This window comes from Sinorhizobium fredii (genome assembly GCF_002944405.1).
GTDB lineage: Bacteria > Pseudomonadota > Alphaproteobacteria > Rhizobiales > Rhizobiaceae > Sinorhizobium > Sinorhizobium fredii_C.
In genome coordinates this window covers 2767748-2790239 of the sequence record NZ_CP024307.1, presented here as the reverse complement: position 1 = coordinate 2790239, position 22492 = coordinate 2767748, and the positions used below count along the sequence as shown (strand labels likewise).

Below are 22492 nucleotides of genomic sequence, written 5' to 3'. Positions count from 1 at the left end.
TGGAGCATTTTCAGCCTGATTGCAACAATTGCGGTGCCGGAACCGGGTTGGTCGGCTCTGCCGGCTAACTCGAAATGAGTATGCCGCCCGGCGGGCGGCGTCGCTTGCCGGGTGCCCGGCAAAGGCGCAGAATGCCGCGCGCTGGGGCATGGTTCACCGAGGGAGGATCGAATCATGAATGATATGAGCCTCACCAATCTGCAGGCAGGAAAGACAAGCATCAGCGCCGCGGCCGTCGAGGTCCTTGCGGGGCGGCTGCGCGGCCGCGTGCTGGACGGGCGCAACCCGGCCTATGACGAGGCGCGCACCGTCTGGAACGCGATGATCGACCGCAGGCCCGGCCTGATCGTGCAGGCGGCCGGCGCCTCCGACGTCATCAATGCGGTTCGCTTCGCGGCGGAGAACCAGCTGCTCCTCTCCGTCCGCGGCGGCGGTCACAATATCGCCGGCAATGCGGTTTGCGACGGTGGACTGATGATCGACCTCTCGCCGATGAAATCGGTGCGCGTCGACCAGACGACGAAGCGCGTGGGTCGAGCCAGGCGCGACGCTTGCCGACGTCGACAAGGAAACCCAGGCCTTCCGCCTGGTGCTGCCGACCGGCATCAACTCGACCACCGGCATCGCCGGCCTGACGCTCGGGGGAGGCTTCGGCTGGACCACGCGCAAATTCGGATTGACGATCGACAATCTCGTTTCGGTCGATGTGGTGACCGCCAATGGCGAGCTGCTGCGCGCCAGCCAGACGGAACACCGCGATCTCTTCTGGGCATTGCGGGGAGGTGGCGGCAATTTCGGCGTCGTCACGGCCTTCGAATTCGCGCTCAACGAACTCGGCCCGGACGTTGTCGCGGGGCTGGTCGTGCATCCCTTCGCCGATGCCGAAAACGTCCTCAGGCAGTATCGGCAGGCCCTGGAAAACGCTCCGGACGAGCTCACCTGCTGGGTGGTGATGCGGCAGGCGCCGCCGCTGCCCTTCCTGCCCGAGGAATGGCATGGGAAGGAGATCCTCGCGCTCGCGATGTGCTATTGCGGCGATCCCGAAGCAGGCGAGAAGCCAACCGCGGAGTTGCGTTCCATCGGCGAGCCGATCGCCGATGTCGTCGGTCCCGTTCCCTTCGTCGCCTGGCAGCAGGCCTTCGATCCGCTGCTTTCGCCCGGCGCCCGCAACTACTGGAAGAGCCATGACTTCATGGAGCTTTCCGACCAGACGATCGGCATCCTCACCGATGCGATCCGCCAATTGCCGGGGCCGGAATGCGAGATCTTCATCGCCCATATCGGCGGCGCCGCCGGCCGGGTTGCGGTGGAGGAGACCGCCTTTCCGCAGCGCAATTCACATTTCATCATGAACGTCCATGCCCGCTGGCGCGAACCCTCAATGGATCAGGCCTGCATCGCGTGGGCACGCCGGCTCTTCGAGGCGGCCAAGCCCCATGCAGCCGGCACGGCCTATATCAACTTCATGCCGGAGGACGAGGGCGACCGCGTCGAGGCGGCCTATGGCGGCAACTACCGTCGCCTCGTCGAGGTCAAGCGCCGCTACGATCCCCAAAACCTGTTCCGGATGAACCAGAACGTGCGGCCGAGCGAACTGGCCGGAGCGGCATGACCAAGGGTTACGCAAGCTGAAGGAGAGGCCGCATGGATGACCGATCGGTCCGTGACCTTTTTCGCCGCGCGGCCGATCACGCCGCGCGGTTTCGCGAGACGATCTCCGATCGCCGGCAAGGCCCTGAGGTCTCCTATCTCGGATCGCTTGATGCGTTCCGCGAAGCGGTTCCGGAGGAGGGGACAGCCGGCGCCGAGGTGATTGATACGCTTGCCGCCAAGGCGGAGCCCGGGCTTCACGTCATGACCGGCCCGCGCTTCTTCGGCTGGGTCATCGGCGGTTCGCATCCGGTCGGGGTCGCGGCCGACTGGTTGACCAGCGCCTGGGGCCAGAATGCCGGTAACCACCATGCCGCTCCAGCGGCCGCGGCAGCGGAAGCGGTCGCCGCGGGCTGGCTGCTCGACCTCCTCGCCCTGCCGCGGACATGTTCCGTCGGCTTCGTCACCGGGGCGACGGTGGCGAATTTCGTCTGCCTTGCCGCGGCGCGCGGCGAAGTCTTGCGGCGCGTCGGCTGGGACGCCGAGGCGCAGGGTCTCTTCGGCGCGCCGCCGATCACCGTGCTGATCGGCGACGACGCCCATGCGACGGTTTTCTCCGCACTCCAGTTTCTGGGCCTCGGAAACGACCGCGTCATTCGCCTGAAGACCGACGAATTCGGCCGGATCAGCGTATCGGATTTCGAGGACCAGTCGGCCAAGGTCACCGGCCCCGCAATCGTCATCCTCCAGGCCGGGCAGATCAACACCGGCGCCTTTGACGATTCCGCCGCTCTCATCCCCGTCGCCAGGCGAATCGGCGCCTGGGTCCATGTCGACGGCGCCTTCGGGCTCTGGGCCCGCGCCTGTCCGCCGAAGCGCGCGCTCGCTGACGGAGCCGATGAAGCCGACTCCTGGGCGACGGACGGCCATAAATGGCTGCAGACGCCCTATGATTGCGGCTACGCCATCATCCGCGACGAGGAGGCGCATCGCCGGGCGATGACGATCGCGGCGAGCTATCTGCCGCCGAGCCACGAAGGCGAACGCGACCCGAGCCATTTCGTGCCGGAATTGTCGCGCCGCGCCCGCGGCTTTGCTACCTGGGCGATGATCAGGCATCTCGGCCGAAGAGGCATCGCCGCCATGGTCGAGCGCCATTGCCGGGTCGCCCGCGCCATGGCCGAGCGGCTGAGCGGCGAAGAGGGCATCACCGTCCTGAATGAGATCGTGCTCAACCAGTTCATGCTCCGCTTCGGTGCGGGACGACCGGACGAGGAGGCCGACCGGCTGACGCAACAGACAATTGAAAGGCTGCAGGCCGACGGCGTCTGCTTTGCCGGCGGCGCCAGCTGGCGCGGACGAAAGGTGATGCGTGTCTCGGTCATCACATGGCTGACCTACGACAGCGCTGGAGACACGGCCGCGGACGCGATCATCGCCGCCTGGAGGGCTGTCAGAACGACCGGCGAACGCGCCGGCTCGTGACCGCGGCATCTAGGCATCCACATTCCCGCGCCAGCGGAAGGATCCAGCGGCGTCGAACGGATCGCGACCATAGCGGGGAACCTCTCTGCCGCGGCTGTGGTTATCAGCTTTTGGAACGGGCGCAGGACGACCGCGACGGCTTGGCCGTGCCAAGGCCGGCCAGGCCGCTTCACCCGGCCAGTTTGACTTTGATCGAACGGGAGGAGGAATTCCCATGTCACCGATGAGACCGCCAATCGCGGCCGCGCTTGCCGCGCTGATGATCGTCAGCCCTTTGAGCTTCGCCGCCGCGCAGACGCCCGCACCCCCTCCGCCGGCGGCGCAAGCGCCCGATCAGGAACCGCCCGACCAGGATCAGGACACCCAGGCGGATCAGCCGGACATGCAGCGCGACGACGGTTGGCGCGACGGCAGGCGCGGCGAGCGCATGCGCGACCGGATGCGGCACGGCAACCGGATGCGGGCCGGAATGATGCACCGGCAGATGATGAAGATCATGTTCGCCATCACCGATGCGGACAATGACGGCGCGCTCTCCTTCGAGGAGATCAGCACCATCCACAAACGGATCTTCGACAAGGTGGACGTCAACCGCGACGGCAAGGCGACGCCTGAGGAAATCCAGACCTACTTCCACAACTAGCGACCGTCCGCTACGTTCCTTGCTGCAGGGCCGGCCGTCACCGGCCCCAGGATGTTGCGAGGGCGGATGACGTCATTCAAGTTGAAGCGCGTCTACGAGGCGCCGGAAGCGTCGGACGGCACGCGCATCCTCGTCGACCGCCTCTGGCCGCGCGGCGTCGCCAAGGACAAGGCGCGGATCGACCTCTGGCTGAAGGACATCGCGCCCAGCGACGCGCTGCGCAAGCGCTTCCACGGAAAGCCGGAGGACTGGGAGGCGTTTTGCGAAGCCTATGCCAAGGAGCTCGAAGGCGAGGCGGCGCAGGCGGCGGTGAAAGAGCTGCGCGATCAGCTCAAGAAAGGGCCGGTGACGCTGCTCTATGCGGCGCGCGACGAGAGCCATAACAATGCGGTGGCGCTGAAGGCGTGGCTGGAGAGGGATCAGTAGGAAGCACGCATTTGCCGTGATGCCGCCCGTGACGAGGTGAGCCAGACACCGAACAGTGTCACTGTCAGGCCAAGGAACATCAGCATCGAAAGTGGCTCGTCGAACATCAGCCATGCCCAGAGCATCGTCACCGGTGGGCTGAGATAGAGCACGCTACTGACCTCCGCGGCGGCGTAGAGTCGAAGGCTCATATAGTAGATGCCGTAGCAGAAGAAGGTCGAAAACAGCACCAGCCAAGCGATGCCACACTCGAAACGGCCGTCGAGAGGCGGCATCAGCTCACCATTCCATCCGGCGGCAGCCGCAAAGAGGACCGCTGCCGTCAGGCACTGGATGCACAGGGCTTGGTGGATGGGCATGTTGATCGTTCCCATTCGCTTCTGTACCACCGTTGCCAGTGCGAAAACCAGCATTGAGGCAACCGTCAGGACGTAGGCCCAGATCGGCGCCGTTCCGAGACTTACGCTGTCGGCCGAGGCGATAAGCACTCCGATCGCGCCGAGAGCCGTACCCGCCCATTGTCTTCCGCTCAATCGATGCCCCAGAACCGGCTGCGACAGGGCTGCAATGGCGAGAGGGACAAGATCCGATATCAGTGCCACAAGTCCCGTCGGCACCCGCTGGCCGATGGCAAGCGCAAACCCGCCCAGATAGAGGAACATCATCGCCACGCCGAACACCACCTGCTGGACCACGGCGCGTGCGCTGATCCGTGGTCCGATCAGGAGGGCGAATGGCAGTAGGATCAGTCCCGACATAAGGGTCCGCCAGAACAGGACCAGCATCACGTCGGCGTTCTCGCTGGCATAGCGGATTCCGACGAAGCCGGAACTCCAGCTTGCGACGAGTGCTACTGCCATGATCGGCCATAGGAGGCGATGCGGTCGGGTCTGGAAAGCGCGCACTGTCATGGGGCCTCTGTAGATTCCAAGGGGCTCGCCCGTTGCGCCGGAAGCGCGTCGTGGGCGGTATTCCCGAGAGATCTATGTCAACGGCCATATTCCGCACATGACAAATTTCGATGAGGCCATGAGCAGGGCAAGAAATTCGGCATAAGAATTTGCCTTAATGCCGGCTTTGCGTCAGAATTTGACACCTACGTTTCGTTTGCGAATGGGGATCGTCATGGCTGGGGTGATGACGCGCCGTCTGGATGTCGACTCTTTGCGGGCGCTTGTCGCGATCGAGAAACACGGCGGTGTCACGCGCGCGGCCGAGGTTCTGGGCCTGTCGCAGTCTGCCGTCAGCCACAAGATCAGGCGACTGGAAACGAGCCTCGATTGCGAAATTCTCAGCCGGAAACCAAACGCGCCGATATTCACGACGGCTGGTCAGGACCTTCTGGTTTATGCGCGACGCATTCTGGGCATCCATGATGAGGCAATTCTGAGCCTGTCGAAAAGCACCCTGCAGGGCAAGATCGCTCTTGGAATGACCGAGGATACGACCTGCACCGACCTGTCGCGCATCCTCGGCCGGTTTCGCCGGCTCCACCCGGAGGTGACGGTCCGCACGCAAGTGCGCATGAGCCTCACCCTGCAGGCACTGCTTGCCGAAGGGGCGCTCGATGCCGCCATCATCCAGGTGTTCCAGCACGAGGTCCGGCCGACCGATCTCCTGCTCTTCCGCGAGACCCTGCATTGGGTCAAATCGCCCGAGCTGACCTTGCCCAAGGGCGGGGCAATCCCGTTCCTTTCCTTCGATGACAACTGCTTCTACCGGCGCTGGGGCATCGACCTCGGGCAGGACGAGGGAACGGTGTTCGAGACGGTGTTCGAATGCTCAAGCGCGGCGGGGATCACCGCGGCCGTCACCTCGGGGCTCGGCGTCGCGCTTCTAAGTCAGCGGCACCTCAGAGCCGACATGGAGATCATCGACAAGGACTTTCCCAAGCCCCCGGATCTCGCCTACGTGGTCCGGCGCGCCCGCAAGCCGCGGAACACGGCACTGGAAACGTTGGTAAGGGAGATTGAGGTAGAAGTCAGCCGTTATGGGAGGCTGCAAATTGCGGTGTGAGAGGTTTCATGGTGTCGCCGGAGTGGGGATGGACGGCCACCCTCGGATCTCTCGCGGGGGATCGGATGGCATCACTCCAGTTGAAGTGCGACAACGAGGCGTCGGAGGCGGGGACGGGACGCGCATCGTCGACCGGCTATGGCCGCGCGACATCCGTCCGGCCTTATTTCAACGAAAGAACCACCGGTCCCGCGACCGGGTCGGTCACGCCCAATCCGCCGCCCAGGTCCTCGAGCGACTCGCGGAAGCTGTCGAGCGTGGCGATCATCTGAGGCCGACTGGCGGCCAGCGCCTCCATGCTCTCCCATTCGACGATGATGCAGAAGCGCCCCTCGCCGGTCTTGACGATGTTGGCGTGACGCATGCCTTCCCAGCTCGCCGCGATGTTTCGGTGCGCGTCGAGGAAGCCGTCCTCCATGCCGGGCTTAACCTTGAAACGAACGACGTTGAACGCGGTCGTGATTGCCTCGGTGGGTGAGTGAGACTGCAAGAGGAGCCGGTATGTACTGGGGGTGATAGTCTCGCATCGGCTCCGGTGCCTGCTTCACAATAGCGTAACTCAGGGAGGCGAATAGTGCAAAAAGCGAACCAAGTGCATTTGCAGATTAAGAATGGAGGTCGCCTGATTTGACGAAGGCTACGGTTTCAACAAGCCCCATAATCGCACTCCAGCGCAGTGTAATGCTCGGACAGTGTGGTATCGCGGTTCCGCTGTAAAGATGCGACTGGAACCTATGCCGGCAAACCGGAGCATGGGCAACACTTCTCGCTTGCGCGGGAGGAGTTGACGCCGTGGAGAGCGACTTCGGTGATGGAGGAACCCTCGATTTGTCGCCCAGGCTGGGCGACGTGTGCCGGGAGTTCGCCATCTCGCGCTAGACCGGCTATGAGATCTTCAACCGCTGCAAGACTGACGGCCTGGATGATCGGTGGCGCGTGCTGGCGCACTGGGTGGGAGACAGGAAAACTGGCGCACCCGACAGGATTCGAACCTGTGACCTTTGGAATCGGAATCCAACACTCTATCCAGCTGAGCTACGGGTGCATCCGTTGGCGGCAAGGGCCGCCGAAGCAGGCTGTGAGCGGTTCTTAGCCTAGCTTGCGTGCCGCTTCAATGGCCAATTGCAAGAGAGTGTAGGGGAAATTCGATTTCCGCGCGGAAGCTGTGGTCGCGGCGCATCGCTCGGCGCGCGCCGCCCGCCCAAGAAAAATGCCGCATCCCGGGGGATGCGGCATCGAGGCGGGAGCGGATTTCTCGGGCCGGAGCGGTGCTCGGGGCCTGCTTCGGCCTGTCGGCCGCTCAATCCTCACGCCATCTGCATGGCGCCGGGGCCGGGGGTGGCTTTGGCCGGCACCTTGCCCATTATGATCATGCCGAGCACCTCGTCCTTGGTGACGTCCTCGGTGCGGGCGTGGCCGACGACCTGGCCGTTCTTCATCACTGAGACGCGGTCCGCAAGGTCGAAGACGTCGTGGATGTCGTGGCTGATCAGGAAGATGCCGATGCCCTCGCGCTTCAATTGCTTGATGAGCTCGCCGACCTGCGCCGTCTCCTGCGGCCCAAGCGCTGCCGTCGGCTCGTCCATGATCAGGATGCGGGCGTTGAACAGGATGGCGCGGGCGATCGCCACCGATTGCCGCTGGCCGCCGGAGAGCGCCTTCACCGGCTCCTTGAAGCGCTGGAAGTTGGGGTTGAGGCGGCCCATCACCTCGCGGGCCTTCGCCTCCATCGCCACGTCGTCGAGCGTGCCCCAGGGGGTGCGCAGCTCCCGGCCGAGATAGAGGTTGGCGGCGGCGTCGACATTGTCGGCGACGGCAAGCGTCTGGTAGATCGTCTCGATGCCGTAATTCTTGGCGTCGCGCGGGTTGTTGATGTCGGCCGGCTCGCCGTTGATAAGGATCTCGCCGGCATCGCGCCGGTAGGCGCCGGAGAGGATCTTGATCAGCGTCGACTTGCCGGCGCCGTTATGGCCGAGAAGGGCGACGACCTCGCCGGGATAGAGGTCGACGGAGGCGTTGTCGACCGCGTGGATGCCGCCGAAGGAGATGGAAATGTTCTTCATTTCCACGAGCGGAGTGCGTTGTTCAGTCATTGTTCGAACTCCTGATTACTTGGCGCGGGCGCGGTAGACGGTGTCGAGCCAGACGGCGGTGACGAGCACCATGCCGACGACGATCCGCTGCAGCGGCGAGTCGATGCCGAGCAGCACCATGCCCGACTGCAGCGACTGCATGACGAGAGCGCCGAGCATGGCGCCGGCGATCGTGCCCATGCCGCCGGCAAGCGAGGTGCCGCCGATGACGGCCGCCGCGATCGTATAAAGCTCGTCGAGCTCGCCCTGCGCATTGGTGGCGGCGTTGAGGCGGGCCGTCGAGATCGCCGCGGCAACGGCGCAGAGCATGCCCATCAGCGCGAAAATCCGGACCGTGACCCAGCGGGTCTTGATGCCGGCGAGCTCGGCCGCTTCCGGGTTGCCGCCGAGCGCGAAAACGTAGCGGCCGAAGCGCAAGCGCGTCGAGATGAAGGTCATGATAATGCCGATCAGGATGGCGATCAGCACGGGAATGGCAATCCCGTGGGCAATGAAAAGGCCGCCGTCCGGCCAGGCGATGCCGTTGGCGTCGGCGTATTTGCGGGCGATGTTGACCGGCCAGCCGTAGTTATTGGCGATCGCCACAGCGCCGAGCACGAGGGCGCAGCCGACCGCCGACAGGAAATACTCGGCCCAGATCGGGCGACGCGGAAATCCGAAGCGTTTGCGCTGCCTGCGCGAGTGGATGATGCTGGCGACGATCGCGACGCAGGCGATGAGGCCGACGATCCAGCTCGCCGTCGCGCCGATCGAGCCCTCGGTGCCGCCGCCCATCAGGCGGAAGGTGGAATCCATCGGCGCCACGGTGCGGCCGCTCGTCACGAACCAGGTGGCGCCGCGCCAGACGAGCAGCCCGCCGAGCGTGACGATGAAGGACGGCACGTTGAGGAAGGCGATGATCACGCCGTGCAGCGCGCCGATCGCGGCGCCCAGCAACAGGCCGGCGAAGAGGGTGATGATCCACGTGGCCGGATGGTTGAAGCCGAGGAGCTGCGGCAAGAGCTCCGCCTGCAGCACGCCCATGATCATGCCGACGAAGCCGAGAATCGAGCCGACCGAGAGATCGATGTTGCGCGTGACGATGACCAGCACCATGCCGGTCGCCATGACGGCGATCGAGGCTGTCTGCACCGACAGGTTCCAGAGGTTGCGCGACGTCAGGAACAGGCCGCCGGACAGAAAATGGAAGCCGATCCAGATGATCAGCATCGCGCCGACCATGCCGAGCAGGCGCGTATCGATTTCGGTGGCGCGGAAGAAGCGCTTCACCGGGCTTTCCTCCGCGCTGCGGGTGCGGTTGAAATGTGCGGTATGTGTCGTATCGGCCATGGCCGCCGTCCCCCACTTGTTTTCATGCATTTGCCGGTCGTTTGCGCGGCGTGCCGCTATCATAGCACCGTGCGGCCAGACCATTCCGACCTCATGCAAACGCCGCAACGGGTTCCGTTGCGGCGTTTTGAGGTCACTTCAAACGTCCGTCCGTCACTTGCAGGCGGCGACGGAGTCGGCAGCCACGCCCTGGCAGGCGGCATCCTTGGAGATCCAGCCGGCGTCGATGACGACGTTCAGATTGTCCTTGGTAATCGCCATCGGTGCCAGGAAGACGGACTTCATGGCGACGCCCTTCGGTCCGCCGTTGAAGGTCTGAACGCCTTCGATCTCGTCCATCGTTTTGCCGCCGGCGAGTGCTGCGGCGATTTCTGCCGCCTTCTTGCCGAGCTCACGGGCGTCCTTCCAGACGGAGACGGTCTGCGTGCCGAGCGCCACGCGGTTGAGCGCCGCATGGTCGCCGTCCTGGCCCGAGACCGGAACCGAGCCGGCAAGGCCCTGGGCCGAAAGCGCTGCGATCGCGCCACCGGCGGTGCCGTCGTTGGAGGCGACGACCGCATCGACCTTGTTGTCGTTGGCGGTCAGGAACTGCTCCATGTTCTTCTGCGCATTTTCCGGCTTCCAGCCGTCCGTATAGGCTTCGCCGACATTCTTGACCTTGCCGGCGTCGACGGCTTCCTTCAGCACTTCCATCTGGCCGGCGAAGAGGAAGTCGGCGTTCGGATCGGAGGAGGAGCCCTTGATGAAGACGAAATTGCCTTCCGGCTTCGCCTTGAACACTTCGCGGGCCTGCATGCGGCCGACTTCCTTGTTGTCGAAGGTGATGTAGAAGGCCGCCGGGTTCTCGATCAGGCGGTCGTAGCCGACGACCGGAATGCCTTCCGCGGTGGCCTTTTCGATTGCCGGGGCAATGGCATCGGAGTCCTGCGCAAGCACGATCAGCGCGTTGGCGCCCTGGGCGATCAGCGATTCGATGTCGGTGAGCTGCTTGGCGGCAGAGGACTGCGCGTCAGCGGAAATATATTTGTCGCCGGAGGCTTCGAGCGCTGCCTTGATGGCCGCCTCGTCGGTTTTCCAGCGCTCTTCCTGGAAGTTCGACCAGGAAACGCCGACGACGAGGTCCTTGGCGACCGCTGCGGAATGCATGGACGCGATGATGGCAGCCCCTGCCATCAGCTTCAAAATGGATTTCATTCTATCCTCCCAAGTGGCAGCGCCGCGCGCACGAACCTCCCGCACGCATCCCCGACGAGCCGTGAACTGCTGTCGCAAAGAGCGCTGCCACAGGTGCAAGGCTTTTTTCTCGACAGTCGAGAAAATAAATGTCAGAGTTTTAGAAGGCTGTCAACAAGGCCCGTAACGTCTTGTTTCGCCAGTCAACAGGTGCTTTGAGAGGGCATGTGATCGCGCAATCCGCCAAGCCCAGGGACGTGCAATGCTGACCAAAACGAGCACCGAAGTCGTGCGTCAGCAAAACACTGCGCTCGTCCTTTCTGCGCTTCGGCGCAAGGGCGCGCTGTCCCATACGGAGATTGCCGAGCAGACCGGCCTTGCCTCGGCGACGATCTCCGTCATCACCGCCGAACTGGAACGGTCGGGGACGATCGCCAAGACCGAGCAGCATGTTCAAGGGGGCAGGGGGCGGCCGCGCGTTCTCTTTGCGCAGCGGCGGGACTGCGGCTACGTGATCGTCGTGCGGATCTCCTCCGACATCGTTCAATATTCGCTGGCCGACTATGGCGGCGTGCTCCTCGATCGCTTCGAGGAGGCGCGAAGCCATGACGCCGGCGACGCGGTGGCTTTCGGCCAGGTTTTCCTGGCGGCGCTCGAGCGTCTGCTGCAGCGCTCGCGCATTGAGAAAGAGCGGGTGCTTGCCGTTTCGATCAGCAGCAAGGGGCTGGTGGCGGGCGACGGGGCGCGGCTCCTCTGGTCGCCGGTCTTCGGCCGCCAAGAACTCGATTTTTCGAAACTGCTCGGGCCCGATTGGCGGGCCCGGATCATGCTCAGCAACGAGACACTGCTCGTCGCCCAGGCGCTGGCGGCCAAGGCGGAAGAGAAGGGCGACGCCTTCAAGGGGCTGGCGGCCGTCTCGCTCGGCCACAGCATCGGTCTCGGTCTTGCCCGAAGGGGGCGGTCGGGCGAACTCGACGTTTCCGCGCCGAATTTCGGGCACATGCTGCACGCCTCCTCCGCCGGCCTCTGCCGCTGCGGCTCCCATGGCTGCATCGAGGCCGTTGCCGGCTTCTACGGCATTCTGCGCGCCGCCTTCGAGGTGCCGTCCGACACGATTCCCGCGAAATTCGTGCCGCTTGCCGAAATGGACAAGATCGCCACCGGTGCGCGTCAGGGCCAGCGCATGCCCGGCTATGCCTTCCGCCAGGCCGGCATCGCGCTCGGCAACGGCATTTCGCGCATGCTGAGCCTCTACGAGCCGATGCCGATCTACGTCACGGGGCAGGGGACGCGCTATTTCGATCTGCTGCAAAAGGGGGTTGAGGAGGGGCTTGCGCAATCCTTGCAGGTTCGCCTCGATGGCCTGCCGGAGATCACCGTCGTCGGCGACGAGCAGCGGCTCGTCTTCGACGGCCATCTCGGTCGGGCGCTAGGCGCCGTCGACAGCGACATCACGGCCGCCGGGCATTCCTAGGTATTTCAGGCACAGACATTCCAGAGGCGAATTATCATACTAGTACAATTTACGGTTATTTAGCGTCTGCCTGCCAAGCTGTTTCCGGGACGGGAGACGGCCATGTTCTCAGTAATTGCATGCATAAGCGATCGTCACGACTGGCGCCTGGTTGCGGTGGCGGCGATCGTCTGTCTGGCCGGCAGCGCGGCGACGATGCTGCTCTTGCAGCGCGCCGAGCGCAGCGAGGGCCTCCAGCGGCACCTCTGGACCGCAGCCTGCGCCTGTGCCTGCGGCGTCGGGGTCTGGTCGACGCATTTCATCGCTATGCTCGCCTATGATGGTGGCGTGCCTATTGCCTACGACGCCTGGGGTACGTTGTTTTCGGCGCTGGTCGCGGTGGTCGCCTCCGGGCTCGCCTTTGCGACCGCCCTTCTCGGCACGTCCCGCTACGCCTTCCCCGGCGCCGGCATTTTCCTCGGCCTCGGCATCGCCGCCATGCATGTAACGGGCATGCGCGCCGTCGAGACGCAGGCGCGCATCGAATTCGATCCGCAAATGGGTTTCGCCGCCGTCCTCTTCGGGCCGCTGATCGCCGTCTTTGCGCTCCATGCCTTTCAGGCTCTCGGCGGCGTGCGCAAGCTGGTCGTTCCGACGCTGCTGCTCGTGCTGGCGATATGCGTCCTGCACTTCACCTCGATGAGCGGCGTCACCCTGGTGCCCGATCCGAGCGCGGCGGCAGCGGACGCCTTCGATCCCGTCTGGCTCGCCGGCGGTGTCGTCGTGGCTTCGACGACGCTGATCCTCACGGCGCTGGGCGCGCTGTTCATCGATCGGCATTTGACCGACCTGCGCGGCCTCGCCAACGCCTCGCTCGAAGGGATGGTGATCGTCTGCAACGGCAGGATCATCGATGCGAACGAGCGGTTTGTCGGCCTCTGCGGCGCAAAGGTGGCCGATCTCATCGGCAGAAGACCTGAAGAGCTCTTCGCGCCACCTCAGGGGCGCGAAGCGCGCGAGCGCCAGATCGATGACGCTCCCGCGGAGGTCGAACTCCTCCGTGCCGACGGGCGGCTTGTGCCGGTCGAGCACCTCTGCCGGACGATCGAATACCGCGGCCGGCAATCCGACGTGATCTTCGTGCGCGACCTCAGCGCCCGAAAGGAGGCCGAGCGGACCATCGAGCATCTCGCCCACCATGACGCGCTGACGGATCTTTCCAACCGCAGTTCCTTCGAGAGGCGGATGAACCAGGCTCTGGCGGTCGCCGCCGCGAGAAACGAACAGCTCGCGATCTTCTGTCTCGACCTCGACCGGTTCAAGGCCGTCAACGACATATTCGGCCATGGCGAAGGCGATCGGATCCTGCGCAAGGTTGCCGATATCCTGCGTGCCGCTGCGGGCGAGGCCGATTCGATCGCCCGGCTCGGCGGCGACGAATTCGCCATCCTGCAGACCGGCGCCGCGCAGCCGGAAGCGGCGCGGCAATTGTCGGACCGCATCCTCAGGCTCTTCGCCGAGGAGATGGATACCCACCGCGATCCGATGGCCGTCGGCGTCAGCATGGGCGTGGCGATCTACCCCGGCGACGGCGACACGGCAGAGCGGCTCTGCAACAATGCCGATACGGCGCTCTACCGGGCCAAGCAGACGGGCAAGGGCATCGCCTGCTTCTTCGATGCGGAAATGGACGAGGCGGTGCGCTCGCGCCGTCAGATGGAGAGCGACCTCCGGCACGCGATCCTCAGGCATCAGCTGTTCCTCGAATACCAGCCGCTCGTCGATGTCCGTGACGATCGGGTGGTCGGATACGAGGCGCTGCTGCGCTGGAGACATCCGGAGCGCGGGCTCGTCGGGCCGAATGTCTTCATCCCGATCGCCGAGGAAAGCGGTTCGATCATCCAGATCGGCGAATGGGTGCTGGAACAGGCCTGCGCCGAAGCGGTCCGCTGGACGGAGCCGCTGCCGGTCTCCGTCAACATCTCGCCGGTCCAGTTCCTCGTGCCGAGCCTTTTCGACCAGATCGCCGGCATCCTGCGACGCACAGGCCTCGAGCCGCGGCGGCTGGAACTGGAACTCACCGAGGCGGCGCTGCTGCACAACCGGGAAGACGTGCTGGCGGCACTCGTGCGGCTTCGGCTGCTCGGCGTGCGGATCGTCATGGACGATTTCGGTACGGGACATTCGTCGCTCGCCAACCTGCAGACCTTCCCCTTCGACAAGCTGAAGATCGATTGCAGCTTCACGGCGGCGCTCGACAAGGACCCGGCCGCCCATGCGATCATCCGGGCGATCATCGCGCTCGGCCATAGTCTCGACCTGCCGGTCGTGACCGAGGGCGTCGAAACCGAGCGGCAGAAGCAGATCATCGTCGAGGAGGGGTGCCGGCAGGTTCAGGGGTTCCTCACCGGCCGGCCGGGACGTGCGCCGAGTGCCAGAGCGAATGTGTCATCGGACGCTCCGGTGCTCCGGTCGGTCGAGGCGTAGTCTGCCTGTTGCAGTCAAATGGGTTTCGACGGAGACTTTCTTTTCGCCCTCATTCCTGTGCTTGTCACAGGAATCCAGCAACGCCGCGTCTGCGGCGCGGAGGAGTCTTACAGCCAAGGACTTGGGCGGACTGGATTCCAGTGACAAGCACAGGAATGAGGGTGTGGAGGTGAAGCCATGCCGTACCGCAACCGAGGGGCGGCAGACGCTGTCGTGTAGTGCGCCGTCTGACACGGCGTCGCCAAAAAACAAAGGCCAGGAACGCCCGGCCTTTGTCCCTTCAGATTGCCTGAGCTTCAGGCGACGCTGATCTGGCGCTTTTCGGCGACAGAGCGGACGGCCGCATCGGCAAGGGCGAGGGCGGCAAGCCCGTCCTTGCCGGACGGGGTGATTTCCGCGCCTTTCTCGATCGCGGCGATGAAGCTTTCGATCTCGTTCGCATAGGCTTCGGTGTAGCGCGTCATGAAGAAATCGTGCAGCGGCGGGCGCGTATAGCCCTCGCCGGTGGCGATCTCGATCGAGACCGGTCGCTGGTTCTCGGCCGAAACGGCGCCCTTCGAGCCGTGCACCTCGATGCGCTGGTCGTAGCCATAGGTGGCGCGGCGCGAGTTGGAGATGACCGCCTGCTTGCCGGATGCCGTCTGCAGAATGACGGAGACGCTGTCATAGTCGCCCGCTTCGCCGATCGCCCTGTCGACGAGCACGGCGGCGGTCGCCGTCACCGAAACTGGCTCCTCGCCGAGCAGGAAGCGCGCCATGTCGAAATCATGGATGGTCATGTCGCGGAAGATGCCGCCCGAGCGCTTAATGTAATCGACGGGCGGGGCGCCCGGATCGCGCGAGGTGATCGTCACCATTTCGACGTCGCCGATAGTGCCGGCGTCGATCGCCTTGCGCACGGCCATGAAATGCGGGTCGAAGCGGCGGTTGAAGCCGACCATCAGCTTCGCCCCGGTTTCGGAGACCACCTCGAGGCAGGTCTTGACGCGATCGACGTCGAGGTCGACCGGCTTCTCGCAGAAGATCGCCTTTCCGGCCCGGGCGAAGCGCTCGATCAGGTCGGCATGGGTGTCGGTCGGCGTGCAGATGACGACGGCATCGATGTCGGAAGCGGCCTCGATCGCCTCGATGGTGCGAACGTCGCAGCCATAGGCCCCGGCGATTGCCTCCGCCGCTGCCGGAAAGGCATCGGCAACCGCGACAAGGACGGCATCGGGATTGCCGCTGACGGCTTTCGCGTGAACCTTGCCGATCCGTCCGGCGCCCAGAAGACCAAATCTCAATGTCATCTTCGTCTCTCTCAAATTCCGGTTCCAGACCGGGTGGGTGCGCAATGATATTGACGCTCATCGCACAGAGGCGTTGCGGGCGCGATGGCGTCCGCGGGATTAGATCGATGAGAGGGGTAGCGGTCGTTCCTCCCACGCCGTCACGTCCGATCCAGCATCCTGCCTCGTGGCACACGGATCAAATCGGAATGAAACGGCCAACGCTTTCATTTTCAGAATGTTTATTCCATTCGCGGCACTGGCGTCAAGCGGAGACGACGCCTGTCGATCCCGCCGTTCGTCTTCACGGCGCCCTTTTCCAACACCGACAATTGCCAAACAATTTGTCCTTTAGTCGGTATCGATCCGGAGAATTTTGCGATAGACGGAGAGGCAAGGCGCTGAGTGTCGTCAGAGGCAATGTCATGATCAAATTCATCGATCCGGATCATCCGTTCTACCGGCCCCTGTGGATCCGCCTGCTTATCGTTGCCCTCTGTGCGGTGTGGACGGCTGTCGAGTTCTATGGCGGCCAGATGATGTGGGCGACGATCTTCCTCGTCGTGACCGCCTATGCCGGAGCGGCGCTGCTGATCTTCTACAAGCCGAAGCAGGCCGAGGAAAAAGGAACCGGCGGGGGTGAGGAGCCGAAGTAGCGGCTAGCTCACTGCTCGAGCCGTCGCGACGCTTCGTCGATCAACATGTTGGCAAGCTTCATGCGGATGGTGGCGTTCGCCCGGAACTCCGGCGGCAGCCGGTCTGGATGGTTCATGGCGGCAAATCGGCGGCGCTTGGCGGCGAGCGTCAGCCCGGTCTCCCCTTCGCCGAGATCAAGTTCGGCCGCCACATCGGCGAGGCTCGTGCGCCGCAGGTGGTCGGGCATCACCGGCGGTTCTTCGCTGCGTTCGGCCGGCGCGAGGTCCATGTAGGCCCTCTCGACGGCGGCGAACGGGGCGGTCGTCCGCGCCGGCGTCTCGACGACGAATGCCGGCGAACGGCCGAACGGCGATTGCGGGCGTTCGCGCGCCGTGTCTTCCCCGTCCGCCTCCGTGTCGTCCGGTAGCGCCTGCTCGGCCTTCAGGCGCTCGAGTACCGATTGAAACACCGACATGCCGAACATGGCGACTCCCGTGATCTGCCGCGCGCGAGGAGCGCGTGCGAGCCGAACGATCTTGCCGGTCGAGAATTATGCGGGGCTTATCACGTGCGGCTCTGCTTGAGGATCAGGTCGTAGAGCAGTTTCGCGCTCGGGGGGAGCGCCCGGCCCTCGGCGGTGATCAGCCCATAGGGCTTGATGCGGATCGGGAACTCAGTCGACAGGATCCGGATTTCGCCGGCCTGGGTGCCGTTGCCGGCGACGAGCTTCGCCACGTCGAGCGCGACCGGGGCGATGGCGTTGGTGTTGCGGACGATCGACAGGGTGAGGATGATCGAGGATGTGTTGATGACGGTCGAAGGCAGGCGCACGCCGGCCGAGATGAAACTGTCCTCGACGGCGCGGCGCAACAGCGTCCCCGGCGGCTGAAACACCCAGTCATAACCCGGCAGGTCGTCGGCGCCGGCGGAGGCGTGGTCGAGCAGCGGGTGGCCCTGGCGGACAATCAGACAGACCTCCTCGAAGCCGATTTCGACCAGGTTGAAGAGCCGGGGATTGAGGTCGTCCGGGATACGGCCGACGACGAAGTCGTGGCGTGCCGCAAGCAGCTCGCGCGTCAACACGTTGCTGTTGTCGATCTGTACATTGATCTCGATGCCGGGATAGGCCGTCGACACCTGGCGGATTGCAGGCACGGCGAGGTTGAGGGCGGGGCCGGTGACGGAGCCGAGCGACACCGAGCCGCCGCTCCCCGTCTTCAATTCGGTGATTTCGCGCGCGGCTTCGCGCAATTCGAGAAAGATCGTCCGTGCCCGCCGCGCGAGCGCTTCGCCGTAGCGGGTCAATTCGACTCCGCGGGCCACCCGCGCACAGATCGGGGCCTTCACGATCGCCTCGATTTCGGCGAGCATGCGCGAGGCGGCCGGCTGGGAGACGCCGAGCGATTCGGCCGCGGCGCTGATGCGGCGATGGTCGTCGATCGCCAGGACCAGCCGCAGGTGGTTGATCTTCAGTCCCGACCGGAAAAGGCCGGTGTCGAAGGACTCGCCGGCCGGGGTCGCGACGCTCGGCTTGCTGTCGAGGGTCATTGTTCGGCCCCGCTATTCAAGAGATTCATAAATCACACTCTTTAAGAGTCGTATATCAATTTTGATATGTATGCAAAGCGATATTGTATTTGACAGTTATGGCAATTGATTCCAGTTTCCACCCATGTGCGCCAGCGCATGCGGGAGTATGCTAAGACAGGGAGGACCTTCCTTTATCTTGAAACGCCGCCGGGGACGATCTCTCCGGGCAGGCGAATCGCTGCGCATATGACGGGGGCTCCGGCCGCCGGCTTCAACACTCAGGGAGAGATCTGATGAAACTGATTACTTCGCTTCTCGCCGCCGCGGCGATATCCGTCGCAGCCTTCGCTGCGCCGGTATTTGCCCAGGACAAGGGCACGGTCGGCATTTCCATGCCGACGAAGACGTCGACCCGCTGGATTTCCGACGGCGAAACCATGGAGAAGCTATTCAAGGAAGCCGGCTACACGCCGGACCTGCAGTTCGCCGACGACGACATTCCGAACCAGCTCGCGCAGATCGAGAACATGGTGACGAAGGGCGCGAAGGTTCTCGTCATCGCCGCCATCGACGGCACGACGCTCTCCGACATCCTGCAGAAGGCAGCAGACGCCGGCGTCAAGGTCATCGCCTACGACCGGCTGATTCGCGACTCCGGCAACGTCGACTACTACGCCACCTTCGATAACTTCCAGGTCGGCGTGCTGCAGGCCACCTCGCTCGTCCAGGGCCTGAAGCTCGATGAAGCCAAGGAGCCGAAGAACGTCGAACTGTTCGGCGGTTCGCCGGACGACAACAACGCCTTCTTCTTCTATGACGGCGCGATGTCGGTTCTGCAGCCGCTGATCGACAGCGGCAAGATCGTCGTGAAGTCCGGCCAGATGGGCATGGACCAGGTCGGTACGTTGCGTTGGGACGGTGCTGTTGCCCAGTCGCGCATGGAAAACCTGCTCTCGTCCACTTACACCGATGCCAAGGTCGATGGCGTTCTGTCGCCCTATGACGGCCTGTCCATCGGTATCATCTCGGCCCTGAAGGGCGTTGGCTACGGCTCCGGCGACATGCCGATGCCGATCGTCACCGGCCAGGACGCGGAACTGCCGTCGGTCAAGTCGATCCTTGCCGGCGAACAGTACTCCACGGTCTTCAAGGACACCCGCGAACTCGCCAAGGTGACCGTCGGCATGGTCAATGCGATCATGGATGGCAAGGAGCCGGAAGTGAACGACACCAAGACCTATGAAAACGGCGTCAAGGTCGTTCCGTCCTACCTGCTGAAGCCGGTTTCGGTCGACAAGACCAACGCCAAGGACGTTCTCGTCGGCTCCGGCTACTACACGGAAGACCAGATCAACAACTGATCTTGCTCGAGGGGTCTGCGGCTGACCGCGGACCCTTTCGCCTGATGCGACGTGCATCCTTGCAGACGCATAATAGTCGCTGTGATAATTTGAACTGCTCATGGGGACCCCGGATTCTAACCGATCCGGGGGCCGTGCAGCGGGTGGAAGCCAGCAGTCTCTCGCAGATTGCCGCTGGAATGGCTGAATATGGACAATATCATTCTTGAAATGCGGGGCATCACGAAGACGTTCCCTGGCGTCAAGGCGCTGGACAATGTCTCGTTCAAGGTCCGCGAGGGCGAGATTCATGCCCTGGTCGGCGAAAACGGTGCCGGCAAGTCGACCCTGATGAAGGTGCTGAGCGGCGTCTATCCCGCCGGCACATATGAGGGCGAGATCCATTATGACGGCGAGGAGCGCCGCTTCAGCACGATCGCCGACAGCGAAGAACTCGGCATCATCATCATCCATCAGGAGCTGGCGCTCGTTCCGCTGCTGTCGATCGCCGAGAATATCTTCCTCGGCAACGAGATCGCCAACAAGGGCGTCATCCATTGGCCGCAGACCTTCTCCCGGACGCAGGAACTGCTCAAGAAGGTCGGCCTCACAGAATCGCCGGCGACGCTGATCACCGATATCGGCGTCGGAAAGCAGCAGCTGGTGGAGATCGCCAAGGCGCTCTCCAAGAAGGTCCGGCTGCTGATCCTCGACGAACCGACCGCATCCCTCAACGAAACCGATTCCGACGCGCTTCTGAAGCTGCTCATGGAGTTTCGCAACCAGGGCATGACGTCGATCATCATCTCGCACAAGCTGAACGAGATCAAAAAGGTCGCCGATCAGATCACCATCCTGCGCGACGGCGGTACGGTGGAGACGCTCGACTGTCACAAGGAAGACATCAGCGAGGACCGGATCATCAAGGGGATGGTCGGGCGGGCGATGGAAGACCGCTATCCGCCGCGCGAACCGAAGATCGGCGACACGCTGCTCGAGGTGAAGAACTGGAACGTTTACCACCAGCACCACCGCGACCGGCAGTTCCTGCACGATGTCAGCTTCAAGGTGCGCGCCGGCGAGGTCGTCGGCATCGCCGGCCTGATGGGCGCCGGCCGCACCGAGACGGCGATGAGCATCTTCGGCAAGTCCTGGGGCCACAAGATCACCGGCGAGGTGACGATGCGCGGCCAGCCGGTGGATGTCAGCACGATTCCGCGGGCGATCAAGGCGGGCCTTGCCTATGTAACCGAGGACCGCAAGCAGCTGGGGCTCGTGTTGATCAACAACATCAAGGAGAACACCACGCTTGCCAATCTGAGCGCGGTGGCCGCCAACGGCATCATCGACGAGCGCCAGGAGAGGAAAGTCGCCTCCGACTACCGCTCGAAGCTCCGGATCCGTTCGCACTCGATCTACCAGGAGGCGGTGAACCTTTCGGGCGGCAACCAGCAGAAAGTCGTGCTGTCCAAGTGGCTGTTCACCAACCCCGAAGTCCTCATACTCGACGAGCCGACCCGCGGTATCGACATCGGCGCGAAATATGAGATCTACACCATCATCAACCAGCTCGCAGCCGAGGGCAAAGGCATCCTGATGATCTCGTCGGAAATGCCGGAACTGCTCGGAACCTGCGATCGCATCTATGTCATGAACGAGGGCCGCATCGTGGCGGAGCTTTCCAAGGAGGAAGCAAGTCAGGAATCCATCATGCGCGCCATCATGCGTTCAGGGGAGAAACACTAATGGTCGCCGATACGAGCACCCACACCACCAAACCGTCGATCGGGGACTACCTCAGGAACAACATCCGCGAATACGGCCTTCTGGTCGCGCTCGTGATCATCATGCTGTTCTTCCAGTTCGTCACCAGCGGCGTCCTCTTCAAGCCGGTCAACATCACCAACCTGGTGCTGCAGAACTCCTTCATCGTCATCATGGCGCTGGGCATGCTGCTGATCATCGTGGCGGGTCACATCGACCTGTCGGTCGGCTCGATCGTCGCCTTCGTCGGGGCGATTTCGGCGATCATGCTGGTCAAATGGGGTCTGCCGGCCATCGTCGTCGTTCCCGCCTGTCTCGTCGTCGGCGGCATCATGGGGGCGGCCCAGGGCTACTGGGTGGCCTACCAGAAGATCCCGTCCTTCATCGTCACGCTCGCCGGCATGCTGGTTTTCCGCGGCATGACCTATGTCGTGCTCGGCGGACGTCCGATCGGTCCGTTCCCGAAGGACTTCCAGATCCTTTCGACCGGCTTCGTTCCTGATTTTCTCTACTTCCTCAACCCGAGCCCGGAGATCGTCAAGAACATGGTGGCCCTCGTGGCGGTGCTGGCTCTCGTCGGCTACGCGATCTATGCCGGCCTGCGCAACCGCCGGATCAACGAGCAGCACGGCACCGAAAACGAGCCCTTCGTGTTCTTCGCCGTTCAGATGGCGGTCATCGGTGTCGTGGCCCTGTTCATCGGCTTCCAGCTTTCGACCTATCGCGGCCTGCCGAACGTCCTCATCGTCATGGGCGTGCTGATCGCCGCCTATACCTTCATCACGACGCGCTCGACGATCGGCCGCCGGGTCTATGCCATGGGCGGCAACGAGAAGGCCACCAAGCTCTCCGGCATCAACACCGAGCGGCTGACCTTCTATGCCTTCGTCAACATGGGCGTGCTGGCGGCGCTTGCCGGCATGATCATCACGGCACGGCTGAATTCGGCGACCCCGAAGGCCGGCGTCGGCTTCGAGCTCGACGTCATCGCGGCCTGCTTCATCGGCGGCGCCTCGGCCTCGGGCGGCGTCGGCAAGATCACCGGCGCGGTGATCGGCGCTTTCATCATGGGCGTGATGAACAACGGCATGTCGATTATGGGTATCGGCATCGACTACCAGCAGCTGATCAAGGGCCTCGTGCTGCTCGCAGCCGTATTCTTCGACGTCTACAACAAGAACAAGGGCAAGGGCTGATCGGGGATCCGGGCAGCTCTCACTGACCACATCATGAACGGGCGGCCGATCATGGCCGTCATA

The 22492-nt window shown here is 63.8% G+C and carries 18 protein-coding genes, 1 tRNA gene and 1 pseudogene; 11 read left to right on the top strand and 9 right to left on the bottom strand.

All coding sequences use genetic code 11. The features are described from left to right. Positions 1–174 precede the first annotated feature (174 nt). The 4 genes and pseudogenes from NXT3_RS13690 (at position 175) to NXT3_RS13675 (ending at position 4144) form a co-directional block, all read left to right on the top strand. A pseudogene (locus NXT3_RS13690) lies at positions 175–1612 on the top strand (FAD-binding oxidoreductase). Positions 1613–1644: 32 nt separating this feature from the next. Beyond that, complete coding sequence (locus NXT3_RS13685; protein WP_037414731.1) at positions 1645–3075, top strand: pyridoxal phosphate-dependent decarboxylase family protein; 1431 nt, start codon at positions 1645–1647, stop codon at positions 3073–3075. Between the two features lie 214 nt (positions 3076–3289). Beyond that, on the top strand, positions 3290–3718 hold the full coding sequence (locus tag NXT3_RS13680; protein WP_104839522.1) for an EF-hand domain-containing protein: 429 nt from the start codon (positions 3290–3292) through the stop codon (positions 3716–3718). A 66-nt stretch (positions 3719–3784) separates the two neighbouring features. Next, complete coding sequence (locus NXT3_RS13675; protein ID WP_097525186.1) at positions 3785–4144, top strand: DUF488 domain-containing protein; 360 nt, start codon at positions 3785–3787, stop codon at positions 4142–4144. On the opposite strand, the gene NXT3_RS13670 is transcribed toward NXT3_RS13675, so the two are convergent. Then, positions 4138–5055, bottom strand: a complete 918-nt coding sequence (locus tag NXT3_RS13670; protein WP_104839521.1) for a DMT family transporter — start codon at positions 5053–5055, stop codon at positions 4138–4140. The genes NXT3_RS13675 and NXT3_RS13670 overlap by 7 nt on opposite strands. A gap of 214 nt (positions 5056–5269) precedes the next feature. Here NXT3_RS13670 and NXT3_RS13665 point away from each other — a divergent pair, with 214 nt between their 5' ends. Continuing rightward, the gene (locus tag NXT3_RS13665) at positions 5270–6160 is read left to right on the top strand and encodes a LysR family transcriptional regulator (RefSeq protein ID WP_104840001.1); all 891 of its coding nucleotides are present in this window, start codon (positions 5270–5272) and stop codon (positions 6158–6160) included. A gap of 163 nt (positions 6161–6323) precedes the next feature. Here the strand turns inward: NXT3_RS13665 and NXT3_RS13660 are convergent, their stop codons facing one another. From NXT3_RS13660 to xylF, 5 genes are all read right to left on the bottom strand, one after another. After that, positions 6324–6578 carry a DUF718 domain-containing protein gene (locus NXT3_RS13660; protein ID WP_097525188.1) on the bottom strand — a complete coding sequence of 85 codons (255 nt, stop codon included), beginning with the start codon at positions 6576–6578 and terminating at the stop codon, positions 6324–6326. Between the two features lie 550 nt (positions 6579–7128). Next, positions 7129–7205, bottom strand: a tRNA-Arg gene (locus NXT3_RS13655). A gap of 262 nt (positions 7206–7467) precedes the next feature. Next, positions 7468–8253, bottom strand: a complete 786-nt coding sequence (locus NXT3_RS13650; protein WP_104839520.1) for an ATP-binding cassette domain-containing protein — start codon at positions 8251–8253, stop codon at positions 7468–7470. Positions 8254–8268: 15 nt separating this feature from the next. Next, positions 8269–9582, bottom strand: a complete 1314-nt coding sequence (locus NXT3_RS13645) for a sugar ABC transporter permease (RefSeq protein WP_097525190.1) — start codon at positions 9580–9582, stop codon at positions 8269–8271. A gap of 153 nt (positions 9583–9735) precedes the next feature. Continuing rightward, positions 9736–10776, bottom strand: coding sequence for a D-xylose ABC transporter substrate-binding protein (xylF, locus tag NXT3_RS13640; RefSeq protein ID WP_037414744.1), 1041 nt, complete (start codon positions 10774–10776; stop codon positions 9736–9738). 241 nt (positions 10777–11017) lie between these two features. On the opposite strand from xylF, the gene NXT3_RS13635 reads away from it, so the two are divergent. Together NXT3_RS13635 and NXT3_RS13630 are read left to right on the top strand one after the other, a co-directional pair. Beyond that, on the top strand, positions 11018–12229 hold the full coding sequence (locus NXT3_RS13635; RefSeq protein WP_104839519.1) for an ROK family transcriptional regulator: 1212 nt from the start codon (positions 11018–11020) through the stop codon (positions 12227–12229). A gap of 102 nt (positions 12230–12331) precedes the next feature. After that, complete coding sequence (locus NXT3_RS13630; RefSeq protein ID WP_097525192.1) at positions 12332–14695, top strand: bifunctional diguanylate cyclase/phosphodiesterase; 2364 nt, start codon at positions 12332–12334, stop codon at positions 14693–14695. 296 nt (positions 14696–14991) lie between these two features. Here NXT3_RS13630 and iolG read toward each other — a convergent pair whose 3' ends face one another. Continuing rightward, a complete protein-coding gene (gene iolG / locus NXT3_RS13625; protein ID WP_097525193.1) occupies positions 14992–15984 on the bottom strand; it encodes an inositol 2-dehydrogenase in 993 nt (330 codons plus the stop codon). 404 nt (positions 15985–16388) lie between these two features. Between iolG and NXT3_RS13620 the strand changes: the two genes are divergently transcribed. After that, entirely contained in the window at positions 16389–16619 is a 231-nt protein-coding gene (locus NXT3_RS13620) for a hypothetical protein (protein WP_097525194.1), read from the top strand. Positions 16620–16627: 8 nt separating this feature from the next. On the opposite strand, the gene NXT3_RS13615 is transcribed toward NXT3_RS13620, so the two are convergent. Then, positions 16628–17083, bottom strand: coding sequence for a hypothetical protein (locus tag NXT3_RS13615; RefSeq protein ID WP_097525195.1), 456 nt, complete (start codon positions 17081–17083; stop codon positions 16628–16630). 80 nt (positions 17084–17163) lie between these two features. Continuing rightward, positions 17164–18147 carry a LysR family transcriptional regulator gene (locus tag NXT3_RS13610; RefSeq protein ID WP_037414756.1) on the bottom strand — a complete coding sequence of 328 codons (984 nt, stop codon included), beginning with the start codon at positions 18145–18147 and terminating at the stop codon, positions 17164–17166. Positions 18148–18422: 275 nt separating this feature from the next. Between NXT3_RS13610 and chvE the strand changes: the two genes are divergently transcribed. The 3 genes from chvE to mmsB all read left to right on the top strand — a co-directional run bounded on the left by chvE (position 18423) and on the right by mmsB (position 22429). Then, positions 18423–19490, top strand: coding sequence for a multiple monosaccharide ABC transporter substrate-binding protein (gene chvE / locus NXT3_RS13605; protein ID WP_097525196.1), 1068 nt, complete (start codon positions 18423–18425; stop codon positions 19488–19490). A 189-nt stretch (positions 19491–19679) separates the two neighbouring features. Further along, positions 19680–21215, top strand: coding sequence for a multiple monosaccharide ABC transporter ATP-binding protein (gene mmsA / locus NXT3_RS13600; RefSeq protein WP_037414762.1), 1536 nt, complete (start codon positions 19680–19682; stop codon positions 21213–21215). Further along, a complete protein-coding gene (gene mmsB / locus NXT3_RS13595) occupies positions 21215–22429 on the top strand; it encodes a multiple monosaccharide ABC transporter permease (protein WP_037414764.1) in 1215 nt (404 codons plus the stop codon). Before mmsA ends, mmsB begins: the two co-directional genes overlap by 1 nt. The last annotated feature ends 63 nt before the right edge of the window (positions 22430–22492 follow it).